The sequence below is a fragment of the Mesorhizobium sp. B2-4-1 genome, from assembly GCF_006442185.1.
In the GTDB taxonomy this organism is placed as follows: Bacteria; Pseudomonadota; Alphaproteobacteria; order Rhizobiales; family Rhizobiaceae; genus Mesorhizobium.
On record NZ_VFVN01000002.1, the window covers coordinates 282,349 to 293,501 of the forward strand.

Annotated in this window: 9 protein-coding genes and 1 tRNA gene; 5 read left to right on the forward strand and 5 right to left on the reverse strand. The window is 64.3% G+C overall.

The window, feature by feature from the left end:
• Positions 1–5: 5 nt before the first annotated feature.
• Together FJ949_RS06020 and FJ949_RS06030 are read right to left on the reverse strand one after the other, a co-directional pair.
• Positions 6–803 (reverse strand): RlmE family RNA methyltransferase, encoded by a 798-nt coding sequence (locus FJ949_RS06020; protein ID WP_140494122.1) that lies wholly within the window; start codon positions 801–803, stop codon positions 6–8.
• A gap of 343 nt (positions 804–1,146) precedes the next feature.
• Positions 1,147–2,496, reverse strand: coding sequence for a Ppx/GppA phosphatase family protein (locus FJ949_RS06030; RefSeq protein ID WP_140494124.1), 1,350 nt, complete (start codon positions 2,494–2,496; stop codon positions 1,147–1,149).
• Positions 2,497–2,922: 426 nt separating this feature from the next.
• Here FJ949_RS06030 and FJ949_RS06035 point away from each other — a divergent pair, with 426 nt between their 5' ends.
• From FJ949_RS06035 to FJ949_RS06050, 4 genes are all read left to right on the forward strand, one after another.
• On the forward strand, positions 2,923–3,855 hold the full coding sequence (locus FJ949_RS06035; protein ID WP_140494126.1) for a lysylphosphatidylglycerol synthase domain-containing protein: 933 nt from the start codon (positions 2,923–2,925) through the stop codon (positions 3,853–3,855).
• 137 nt (positions 3,856–3,992) lie between these two features.
• A tRNA-Gln gene (locus tag FJ949_RS06040) sits at positions 3,993–4,066 on the forward strand.
• A gap of 149 nt (positions 4,067–4,215) precedes the next feature.
• Entirely contained in the window at positions 4,216–4,710 is a 495-nt protein-coding gene (locus FJ949_RS06045) for a hypothetical protein (protein ID WP_224646369.1), read from the forward strand.
• Positions 4,711–5,060: 350 nt separating this feature from the next.
• Entirely contained in the window at positions 5,061–6,065 is a 1,005-nt protein-coding gene (locus tag FJ949_RS06050) for a L,D-transpeptidase (protein WP_140495010.1), read from the forward strand.
• Between the two features lie 95 nt (positions 6,066–6,160).
• On the opposite strand, the gene FJ949_RS06055 is transcribed toward FJ949_RS06050, so the two are convergent.
• Positions 6,161–6,847, reverse strand: coding sequence for a D-lyxose/D-mannose family sugar isomerase (locus FJ949_RS06055; RefSeq protein ID WP_140494127.1), 687 nt, complete (start codon positions 6,845–6,847; stop codon positions 6,161–6,163).
• Positions 6,848–7,033: 186 nt separating this feature from the next.
• Here FJ949_RS06055 and FJ949_RS06060 point away from each other — a divergent pair, with 186 nt between their 5' ends.
• The gene (locus tag FJ949_RS06060; RefSeq protein WP_181172067.1) at positions 7,034–8,092 is read left to right on the forward strand and encodes a D-TA family PLP-dependent enzyme; all 1,059 of its coding nucleotides are present in this window, start codon (positions 7,034–7,036) and stop codon (positions 8,090–8,092) included.
• A gap of 24 nt (positions 8,093–8,116) precedes the next feature.
• Here FJ949_RS06060 and FJ949_RS06065 read toward each other — a convergent pair whose 3' ends face one another.
• Together FJ949_RS06065 and FJ949_RS06070 are read right to left on the reverse strand one after the other, a co-directional pair.
• Complete coding sequence (locus tag FJ949_RS06065) at positions 8,117–8,881, reverse strand: heme ABC transporter permease (protein ID WP_140494131.1); 765 nt, start codon at positions 8,879–8,881, stop codon at positions 8,117–8,119.
• A gap of 166 nt (positions 8,882–9,047) precedes the next feature.
• A complete protein-coding gene (locus tag FJ949_RS06070; RefSeq protein ID WP_140494133.1) occupies positions 9,048–10,820 on the reverse strand; it encodes a glucan ABC transporter ATP-binding protein/ permease in 1,773 nt (590 codons plus the stop codon).
• Positions 10,821–11,153: the final 333 nt, after the last annotated feature.

The window sequence follows — 11,153 nt, forward strand, 5'->3', positions numbered from 1 at the left end:
ACGGTTCAGCCGTCGCCGTCCGCCGGCCCTTCGCCATGGCTCCGTGCGCTCAAGTTCTTCGAGACATCCACTGGACGTTCCGATCCGCCTGATGGCGGACCGGATTCTCGCCCTTTGAAATCCTTCGCCAGTAGATACAGCTCCACCGACTCATCGCGCGACGCAGGCGGCTTGACGTGGTGGACGGACCGGAAATTCTTCTTCAGCATCGAGAGCAGCTCGTTTTCGGCGCCGCCCTGGAACGTCTTGGCCAGGAAGTGGCCGCCCGGCTTCAGCACCGACAGCGCGAAATCGGCGGCCACCTCGCACAGATGCATGGTGCGGATGTGGTCGGTCCGCTTGTGGCCGGTGGTGGGCGCCGCCATGTCGGACAGCACGACATCGGGATCGCCGCCAAGCGCCTCGGCCAGCTTCCGCGGCGCCTCGGGATCGAGGAAATCCATCAACAGCACCGGCGCGCCGGGCACCGCGTCCATCTCCAGATAGTCGATGCCTACGACATGCGGATTTTCCGCGGTCGATTTGGTCCGCGCGGCCGCGACCTGGCACCAGCCGCCGGGGGCCGCACCAAGGTCGATCACCTTCATGCCGGGTTTCAGCAGATGGTGCTTGTCGTCGATCTCGATCAGCTTGTAGGCCGCGCGCGAGCGGTAGCCGTCAGCCTTGGAGCGCTGGACGTAGGGATCGTTGATGTGGCGCTGCAGCCAGCGGCGCGACGATTCCTTCAGCCCGCTTTTCTTCTTGATCCGCGTCTTCAGCACGCGAATGCCGGCTGAGCCCGGCTTTTCCGGTTTCTTGGTCATTGGTTGACTTCTTGTCCAAGTTTTCTCGCTTGCCGGGTTGTGGCCGCTTTTCGGCGGCAGCGCGTTTGGCAAACGGCTTCCCCCACTCCGTCGCTGCTTCGCAGCGCCACCTCTCCCCCCTCCGGAGGGAGAGGAAGGGCGCCAAGATTGGCTAGCTCGCGCCATTCCTCTCCCCCGTCGATCGGGGGAGAGGTGTCGAGCGAAGCTCGACGGAGTGGGGGTCGACTGCTCACCGGAGCAACGCTTGCGCCAGCTTGCCCGAGCGTGACTTCTGGACAAACGGAGCCGTTTGTCCGCGAAAACCGGTCGCCACTTTTAGCTGACGCGGTTCTGCGGTTCGGGATCATGTTCTGCCGCGCCCATCGTTGCGCCAGACGCCGTCATCGGCCATCAGCTCGCTCAATATGCCCTCGCGCAAGCCACGGTCGGCAACGCGCAGCCGCTCCGACGGCCACACGGCGCGGATCGCTTCCAGGATGGCGCAGCCGGCCAGCACCAGGTCGGCGCGGTCCGCGCCGATGCAGGGATTGGCGACACGCTGCTGGAAATCCCAGCCGACAAGTTTTTCCACCATGCGGTCGACGCTGTCCCTGTCCATCCACAGGCCGTCGACGCGGCGGCGGTCGTAGCGCTCGAGATCGAGATGGACGCCGGCAAGCGTCGTCACCGTTCCGGAAGTGCCCAGCAGATGAAATTTCGGGCTGGCCTTGAGGTGGCTAAGCCGATCGCGGCCATCGAAGGCGGCGAGCCGGGCGGCGACGTCGTCGACCATGGCGCCAAAAATCTCGCGCGTCACCGTGCGGCCGCCGAAACGCTCGGCCAGCGAGACGACGCCGACCGGCAACGACGTCCATGACACTATATGGTTGGCGAGCCGCGGCGAGCGGCGGCCGGTGAGATCGATCAGCGCGATCTCGGAGGAGCCGCCGCCGATGTCGAACAGCACGACGCCCTGCGTGTCGCGCTCGACCAGCGAACCGCAGCCGGACACCGCGAGCCGGGCTTCGGTCTGTCGGTCGATGATTTCGAGCTTGAGGCCAGCCTCGCGCTCGACGCGCTCCAGGAATTCGACCCCGTTCGCCGCCGAGCGGCAGGCCTCGGTGGCGATCAGCCGCGCCTTTCTGATTTTGCGGTTGCGCAGTTTCTCGCCGCAGACTTTCAGGGCCTCGACCGCGCGGTCCATCGCCGGTTGGCCGAGGCGGCCGCTGGCCGTGAGCCCCTCGCCCAGTCGCACGATGCGCGAAAAGGCGTCGATGACGCGAAACTGGCCATGACGCGCCGGCACGGCGACCAGCAGCCGGCAATTGTTGGTGCCGAGATCGAGCGCGGCGAAGACCGGCAATTCTGGCATCGGCGGCCGATGAGCCCCCGATTCGGGCCGAGCCACCGCGATGGGCGGTGTGGCTATGCCTGCAAGCGCCGCGCCAGCCGCGGCGGCGCGTGCCGTCGGCGCCCCGTTCGCCGCGGGACGGATATCGTCGCGCGCAAAAACCTTGCGCCCGCGCCGGCGTTTGCGCCTTTTCTTGGCCTTGCCCTTTTGATGGTGGTTCGCGTCGCTCGCCTGCCCGTCGGCGGAGCGTGGCTCCGTCGGGCGGCGTTGCTGCCATTTGGCGGTCCCCGGGCCTGCCGGCCCCGGGGAAGCGCTGGACGCGCCCACCTCCGGCGCGCCGGCGCCGGTGTCGCGGTCTTCCACTGTCGTTCCTTCCGGCGCCGCGCGAACCGGCGAACGGACGCAGCAGGCGCTTCTTTGTTTCAAGTTGCCGCCAGACTAGCAGCGCCGGCCCGGATCACCAAGTGCCGCATGGCACGAATTTTGCCGGCTGTCCGCAAACCGCCTGCTGCCGCGTCTTACGCAAAGTGGGGGTAAACAGCGACTTTCAGCACAAATGCATGCGGAGACGGTCGCATGGCCGGGCCGATATTCCCGCTCGGCTGTCGATTTTCCGCCTCTCGACGACGATAACGATTGCGGCTTGCCATGGCGGCAAGGGCCGGCGGTTGAATAGCCGGCTTCGATGAGGCATCTCTGAAATAGACGGGGCAAAGCGATCGGAATCGCCGACCGCTTTCCCGCAATGACAGCGAAGGCAACGGGCCCGCAACGCATGGCAGTCAGGCAATGAACTGGAGACGCTATTTCTGGCCGGTCGTCGGCGTCGGGGCGGTGATTTTCTCGCTCCTGCTGCTCTGGCACGAATTGCGCGGCATTTCGCTGGATGATGTCTGGGACGGTATTGCGGCGATCCCGGCCCGCGGCTGGATCCTCGCGGGGCTGAGCTCGGTTGTCGCCTACGCCTCGCTCGCCGGCTACGACCACATCGCGCTCCTGCATATCGGCAAACGCGTGTCGTGGCTGTTCGTCACGCTGTGCTCCTTCACCACCTACGCGCTGTCGCACAATATCGGCGGCTCGGTGTTTTCGGGCGCCGTCATCCGTTATCGCGCCTATGGCACGAGGGGATTGAGCGGACAGGACGTCGGCGTGCTGGTGGCGATCTGCTGGATTACCTTCGTGCTGTCGACGGTACTTGCCTCCGGCCTCGTTCTGGTGCTCGAACCGCAGATCATCGACCGCTTCTCCGGCATAGCCCATCACGGCCTGTCGCGGGCTGCGGGCATCGTCATGCTTGCCGTCGTCGCCGCCTATATCTTCGGCAGCTGGCTGCATCTGCGGCCGCTGAAGATCGGCAGCTTTCAGATTCACTATCCGGCCCTGCCGATCGTGGCGCGACAATTACTGATCGGCCCGATCGAACTCCTGGCGGCAGCCGCGATCATCTTCTTTGCCCTCCCCGGGACCCATAACCCCGGCTATTTCGTGGTGCTCGGCGTGTTCCTCGTCTCCTTCTCGATCGCGCAGATCTCGCACGCGCCGGGTGGGCTGGGCGTGTTCGAGGTGGTGTTCCTGGCCGGGCTCTCCGACATGGACCCCGTGGGCGTGCTGGCGGCCCTGCTGGTATTCCGGCTGTTTTATCTCATCGTCCCGCTGTTTCTGGGCCTGGGCATCGTGCTCTATTTCGAGCGCTCGCAGTTCGGGCGGACAGGCAATTGAAAAGCCGCGCCGAAACATCACAATTGAAACACCGGCAGGCTTGACTATTTTCTGCTGGCGGCTACAAGGCAGCGCTCACAGCGGTTCGCCCGCTCGACCCGCGCGGTTTTCACGTTTGTCGTGATAGTCACGCCTGCTGGGGAATAGGTTAACGGTAGACCCACGGACTCTGACTCCGTTAGTCCTGGTTCGAATCCAGGTTCCCCAGCCAGCTTCATTCTCACCGTCCGCACCAGACCAACCGGCCTGATTCGCCCGTCTCGCGATCGAACAGGCAGCCCGATCACGGGTTGAAATATTGGGGCGGCCTCTTACCTCGGTGAAGGGCGGGCGAACAATCCAGCAGATCGGAGAGCGGTTTTGGCGTCTTGCGGGATTCGACTACCGGCTATCCTGTTTCTTCTCACCGGCACGGTCACGCTCTGGTCCTGCGTCGTTCCCGACGATACGTCCAAGCTTGCGAAAGAGGATCCCACGACGGCGGCCGCCCAAAAGGAAATGGTCGGTCTCAGCGAAGCGGACCTGCGAATGTGCGCGGGGTTCCCCACCGCCACCGCCGACGAAGGAGCATCGGGGCAAATCTGGAGCTACGAGCGCGCGGTGCAGCGGGGCAATGTCAATGTCGTGCTTCCTACCTTCGCGGTAGGCCCCATCCCTTCCGTCGGCGGGTCGTTGAATGTCGCTCCGGGAGGTTATTGCAACACACAGGTTCGCATCGTCGATGGCCGTGTGGCTGAGGTCGCCTATGCGGGCGATAACAACCTTCCAAACCGCCGCGATGGGCTGTGTGTCAGCGCCGTCGACGCATGCGTCGTCTATGCCCGCAAACAAAACAAGGGCAGGTCTGGCAGTTAATGGCGTTCGACACCGGTGCGGGTGAGCCCGGCGTTGCCATAGGCGCTGCACGGGCTGGTGGAATGCCTGACACGGCGCGGCGAAGCGAGGCGTTGCCGGCGCTGCAAGCAAGGTTGGCCAAGACGGATGTACCAATCAGCTCGTCATGCCTGTGCAGGACGAGCGTGCAGCCGGCGCCGAGTTCTTGCCGTTAAGTCTATCATCACATGCATCCGCGCGACCGCCGGACGTCCCGATCCGTATTCCTCATACTGGCGGTCGGTGATCGCGGCTCAAATGCAGGGGGGAATGGAACCAGATCGGCCCTGCAACGTCATAGAAGCAGGTGCTCATGCAGGAGTGTGACGTCGATGACCAGGCTCCTTCTCGTCGCGGCTGTCGTGCTCGCCATGGCATGTGACGTATCGGCGGCGGCAAAGCTGGACGTCGCAGCCGTCAACAACGCGCAATTCGACGACAGCGAAGCAAAAGGCGTCAATGCGACCGTGCTGAAGGCACAGATCCTTCTGGATCGCGCGCGCTTCTCGCCGGGCCTGATCGACGGCCGCGCAGCAGAGAACTTCGCCAAGGCGGTCCGGGCGTTTCAGGCGGCCAACGGGCTGCCCGCCGATGGTAAGCTCACCCGCCAGACCTGGGACAAGCTGGTCGCGACCTCCCCGAGCCCGGCGCTCGAGACGTACGAGCTGACGCGCAAGGATGTGCGCGGACCGTTTACCAGGCGAATTCCGGCGCGCATGGAGAAAATGGCCCGCCTGCGCAGGCTCGGCTACCACAACGCGGCGGAAAAAATAGCGGAGCGCTTCCACGTCAGCCAACAGTTGCTTCAACGGCTCAACCCTGGCGTCGGCTTCAGGAAGGCCGGGCAAAAGGTGCTGGTGCCTGCCGTCACCCGAGGCGATCCGCCCGCGGGTGTTGCTGAGGTCGAGGTCGACAAGGGCGCGCGCCAGCTTCGCGTGCTCGACCCGTCCGGCAAAGTGCTTGCGGTGTACCCCGCCTCGATCGGCAGCCAGGAGAAGCCGGCGCCGAGCGGCCAGGCAGAGGTCAAACGCGTGGTGCACAACCCCACCTATCACTACGATCCCGACTTCGCCTTCAAGGGGGTCAGGACCAAGCGCCCCTTCACGATCGCCGCCGGGCCAAACAATCCGGTGGGATCGGTGTGGATTGATTTGTCCATCGAAAGTTACGGCATTCACGGGACTCCGGACCCGAGCAAGATCGGGAAAACCTTCTCGCATGGCTGCATCAGGCTGACCAATTGGGACGCCGAAGACCTCGCCTCCGAAGTGCACGAAGACACGAAGGTCATCTTCACCGGCGAAGCGGTGGGATCGATCGACCAGGGATCGCCGTAGCGGCAACCGGGGGCGACTCACTTTCGACTTGGCTGCTGCCATCGAGGCTGCCAGCCTTGACCGTCAGCCGCCCGGTGCCTCAATTCACGGCTGATTTACCCCAGCCACTTCTCATAGTCGGACACCAGCAGGTGCAGCGGGGCGACGTCCTCGTCGACGTTGGAGAAGCGGCCGATCGGCTCGCGAAAAACGTTGTCGGTGAGATCGTCATTGACGGTCGACACCTCGCCGATCAGCACGTCCTTGCCTTCGGCCCAGAACGCATGCCAGACGCCGGGAAGCAGCGTGACGCTCTGGCCCGGATCGAGCTTCAGCAGCCCGCCCGCCGGCAACCGGTGGATGGTTCCGTCGACAGGCACCGACACCTCGGCCTTGGGATCGATGCCGCCGTCGCGATCGTGCATGAACAGTTCCAGCACCAGCTTGCCGCCGCCACGGTTGATGATGTCCTCGGCCTTGATGTTGTGGCGGTGCATCGGCGACAGCTGGTCCTTGCGCGAGATCATGATCTTCTCGGCATAGAGCATGCCCATGCCCTTCTTCATGTCCTCGTAGCGGCCGTTGCGCACTGTGAACAGGAACAGGCCAAGCTCCTTGAACTTTTCCTGGCCGTAGTCGGTGATGTCCCAGCCGAGCCGTGAGGTGAAGATCGCAGAGGAATCGACCTGGCGCGCCTTCATCTCTTCCGGCGACCAATAGGCGAAGGGCGGCATGATGTAACCGAACGAGCGGATGAAAGCGTCGGCTTCGCGGATGATGTCGTTGATGGCGGAGCGTTTCATGATCGTGGTCCTCGTGTCGACTTTTCCGACAAATCGCATAGCCGAACGCCGATGCGGTGTCGATCCGTATTGCCCGATCCCGGCTTGCGGCGTGGCCGCATGGAACCACGGATCCGCTCGGCTGGCCGGGTGACACAAGGCACTTTCAGGGCCATAACCCCTGCGGATTCCACAGGGTGACAGATGATGCCGACCATTCACGACCTCGATACGCCATCGATCCTGATCGACGCCGCGCGCGCCGAAGCCAATATTGCCCGCGCGCAGGCGCATGCCGACCGTCACGGGTTGAAGCTCAGGCCCCACATCAAGACGCATAAGCTGCCCTATTGGGCGAAGAAGCAGGTGGCGGCGGGCGCGGTCGGCATCACCTGCCAGAAGATCGGCGAGGCCGAGGTGATGGCCGATGCCGGGCTGACCGACATTTTTCTCCCCTACAACATCCTTGGCCGGGCCAAGCTGGAGCGGCTGAAGGCGCTGCATGGGCGCGTTACCCTATCGGTGACGGCGGACAGCGTGGAGACGATCGAAGGCTTGGCCGCCACCTTCACCGATGCCGGCCATCCCCTGCCGGTGCTGGTCGAATGCGACACTGGCATGGGGCGCTGCGGCGTGCAGACGGCCGGTGAAGCGGTTGGCCTGGCAAGACAGATCGAGACGGCAAAGGGCCTCGCCTTCGGCGGGCTGATGACCTATCCGGCCGCGGGCCGTGCGGCGGAGGCCGAGGCCTGGCTCGCCGGCGCCAGGCAGGCGCTGGCCGCCTGCGGTCTCGCCTGCGCGCGCATCTCCAGCGGCGGCACGCCCGACATGTGGCGCTCGGGCGAAGACAGCGTCGTCACCGAATACCGCCCCGGCACCTACATCTATCTCGACCGCTACCAGGTCGCCAAGGGCGTCGGCAGCCTCGACGATTGCGCGCTGAGCGTGCTGTCGACCGTGGTCAGCCATCCGACCCGGACGCGTGCCATCCTCGACGCCGGCAGCAAGGCGCTGTCGAGCGATACGCTGGGGCTCGCCGATTTCGGCGAGCTGCTCGGCGTTGCGGGAGCGCGGGTGACGGGCCTGAGCGAGGAACACGGCACGGTCACGCTCTCAGGCGATGGCAAGCTTCGCATCGGCGAGCGCGTGCGCGTGGTGCCCGACCATTGCTGCGTCGTCACCAACCTGTTCAATGAGGTCAATTTGATCGACGGCGAGACGGTGCTGGAAACCCTGCCGGTGGCCGCACGTGGGCGGATGGGATGACTTCTTTGGCCAGGCGCGGGTGATTCAAGCCGGCTGACGCTCAGCCTGCCGGGCCGCGACCCTGCGCATCGCAATCACCCGCCGCCGGTGGATTTCGGTACGCATCGCCATCAGGTGCAGCGCGAAGAACAGCACCGTGAAGCCGATGGCCATCACCAGCAGCGGCCATAGCATCGAGGGGTCGATGGTCGATCCGCCCATGCGGAACACCGAGGCCGGCTGATGCAGCGTGTTCCACCAATCGACCGAGAATTTTATGATCGGGATGTTGATGAAGCCGACCAGCGTGATGATGGCGGCGGCCCAGGCGGCGCGGCCGGCATCATCGAGCGCGCGGGTCAGCGCGATGATGCCGAGATACATCAGGAACAGCACGAAAACCGAAGTCAGCCGCGCGTCCCACACCCACCAGGTGCCCCACATCGGCTTGCCCCAAATCGAACCGGTGACCAGCGCCAGCGCGGTGAAGACGGCACCTATGGGGGCCGCCGATTTCAGTGCGACATCGGCCAGCGGATGGCGCCAGACCAATGTGCCGAGCGCCGAGAGCGCCATCAGCATGTAGCACATCATGGCCAACCAGGCGAAAGGCACATGGATGTACATGATGCGGACGGTGATACCTTGCTGGAAGTCCTCGGGCGCGGTGAAGCTCATATAGAGGCCGGCGGCAAGGGTCAGCGCCGCAATCGTCGCCAGCCACGGCACCACCCGGTCGGCAAGCGCCACGAACCGTGTCGGGTTGGCAAGATCGGTCCAGCCGCTCAGGCGTGAAGTGCTGTCGCTCATGCCGCTTTAAATAGCCCGGCTATGCGTCTGGGGCAATCGAGGGAGTGTCGCAGGCCTTGTCACCTCCCCTTGGGGGGGTTGCTGCGAAGCAGCGGGGTGAGGACGGCGGCGCTCCCCGACCGGACCTTCGGTCCGACCTCCCACGGGGGGAGGTAAAAGAACCCGCTCAGGCGGCCTCGCCCTGTATCGAGCGGCTGAGGCGGCGGACCTCTTCGTCGTTGAGCAGGCCGCCGGCGCGCAGCAGGCTGGCGAAACGGCCGTTGCGCAGCGACAGCTCGGCGAAGCCACCCATTTCGACCACCCTGCCCTTGTCCATGAACACGACCAGATCGGCGTCGCGGACGGTAGTCAGGCGGTGGGCGATGATGAAGGTGGTGCGGTCGCGGCGCAATTCGTCGATCGCTTCCTTGACGCGGTCTTCTGTCTCGACGTCGAGGGCGCTGGTCGCCTCATCCAGCACCAGGATCGGAGCATCCTTCAACACGGCGCGGGCAATGGCGATGCGCTGGCGCTCGCCGCCAGACAACTGGCCGCCGCGTTCGCCGACTACCGTGTCGTAGCCATTGCTCTTGGCCAGGATGAAGTCCTGTGCGGCAGCCGCGTTGGCGGCGGCATGGATCTCGTCGTTGGTCGCATCGGAGCGGCCGACGCGGATGTTGTCCTCGATCGAGCGGTTGAGCAGGCCCGCATCCTGGAACACGGTGGCGATCGAATGGCGCAGCGACTTGCGGGTCACGGTGCGGGTGTCGATGCCGTCGATCAGGATACGGCCGGTGGACGGCGAGAAGACGCGCTGCAACAGATTGATGAGCGTGGTCTTGCCGGCGCCGGTCGGCCCAACGATGGCTACGGTCTGGCCCGCCTGGACCTCGAAGGAGACGTCGTGGATGCCCTGCCCCGAATTGGCGAATTCGAAGCCGACATTCTCGAAGCGGACATGGCCGGTGACGTTCGTGAGATCGCGCAGCCCGTCCGGTTCGGCGGCGTCGGCCGCCGAGTCCTCGAGATGGTAGAAATCCTCGAGCTTGGCGCGGGCCTCCGAAATCTGGTTGGCGAATGCCGACATCTGGTCGAGACGGGCGATCAGCAGCGTTGCAAAACCGGTGAAGGCGATGACGTCGCCGATGCGCAGCTGGCCGTGGGTGACCAGATAGGCGCCGATCAAAAGCACCACCATCATCGAAATCGTCGACGACAGACGATGCAGCGCATTGGCCATGGCCCACCAGTCGAGCACAGGGTTCTGCGCATCGAGCAGGTTCTTGACGTAGCGGCGCAGCGTATCGGCCTCATGGCCGAGGCGGTTGTAGCTCTGCAAAACGGCGACGTTGCTGACCGAGTCCGTCACATGGGCGAATACGGTGTGATAGTGGCGCTCCACGGCGGCCTGGCCTGCCTTGGTCCGCTTCATCACCAGCCGGCCGATGCCGACATAGAGCACGCCGAGAGCCAGCAGCACCATCGACATGCGCACGTCCATGCTGAGCGCGGTCGGGATCAGCAGGAACAACGCGACGGCCGTGGACAGATGCTGGCGCATGAATTCGAGCCAGAGACTAAACAAGGTCTCCACGGCACGCAGCAGCGTGTGCAGGGAATTGGACGTGCCGCGCTGATGATGCCAGGCGAGCGGCATGGTGATGACGCGCTCGAAGGAGTCGCAGAGCACTTCGCTGCGCCGGGCGTGGGCGAAGCGGTCGGCGCCGCGCGCCACAAGAACGAACGCGATGATGTTAAAGGCGCCCAGGCCGGCCCAGAGGGCGAGGGTCGAAAAGACGGAGCCGTGTGCGGAAATCGCGTCGATCACGCGACCGAACATGATCGGCTCCAGGATGGCGATGATGGCCAGCGCGACATTGGCTGAGCAGATCAGCGCTACGCGTTTCCTGTCAGCTGCCAAATAACCGAGCGCTCGCCAGTAGATTTGCAGAAGGGACACTTCAGCTACTCCGCCAAAACATTTATTGTGCACCGCACCATTTCTTGACACGTATCGGTTAACGCGTTGCAAAACAATGCCCGTCTATCCCTTCCGTTCCCGTTTAGCGAACAAAAGATGACGACGATGCGAAATCTCACGTGATCACCTAACGGGTTGAGATAAAAGGTGAAATGTCAGCCTTGCGGCAAAATCATGGCAGCCGCTGAGCGCTGCCACATTTTTAATCACGGCGATCTTGCCCGGCATGGCCCGACCGGATCCGCCGGCTGCCGAAGCGGAGATCTGCAAATAGACAAAAGACTATCCCGCGCATTCCGGAGAATGCGCGGG

Coding starts and splice junctions, on each gene's coding strand:
- FJ949_RS06020 (WP_140494122.1), bottom strand. CDS start 803: ATGACCAAGAAACCGGAAAAGCCGGGCTCAGCCGGCATTCGCGTGCTG.
- FJ949_RS06035 (WP_140494126.1), top strand. CDS start 2,923: ATGAACTGGAGACGCTATTTCTGGCCGGTCGTCGGCGTCGGGGCGGTG.
- FJ949_RS06050 (WP_140495010.1), top strand. CDS start 5,061: ATGACCAGGCTCCTTCTCGTCGCGGCTGTCGTGCTCGCCATGGCATGT.
- FJ949_RS06055 (WP_140494127.1), bottom strand. CDS start 6,847: ATGAAACGCTCCGCCATCAACGACATCATCCGCGAAGCCGACGCTTTC.
- FJ949_RS06060 (WP_181172067.1), top strand. CDS start 7,034: ATGCCGACCATTCACGACCTCGATACGCCATCGATCCTGATCGACGCC.
- FJ949_RS06065 (WP_140494131.1), bottom strand. CDS start 8,881: ATGAGCGACAGCACTTCACGCCTGAGCGGCTGGACCGATCTTGCCAAC.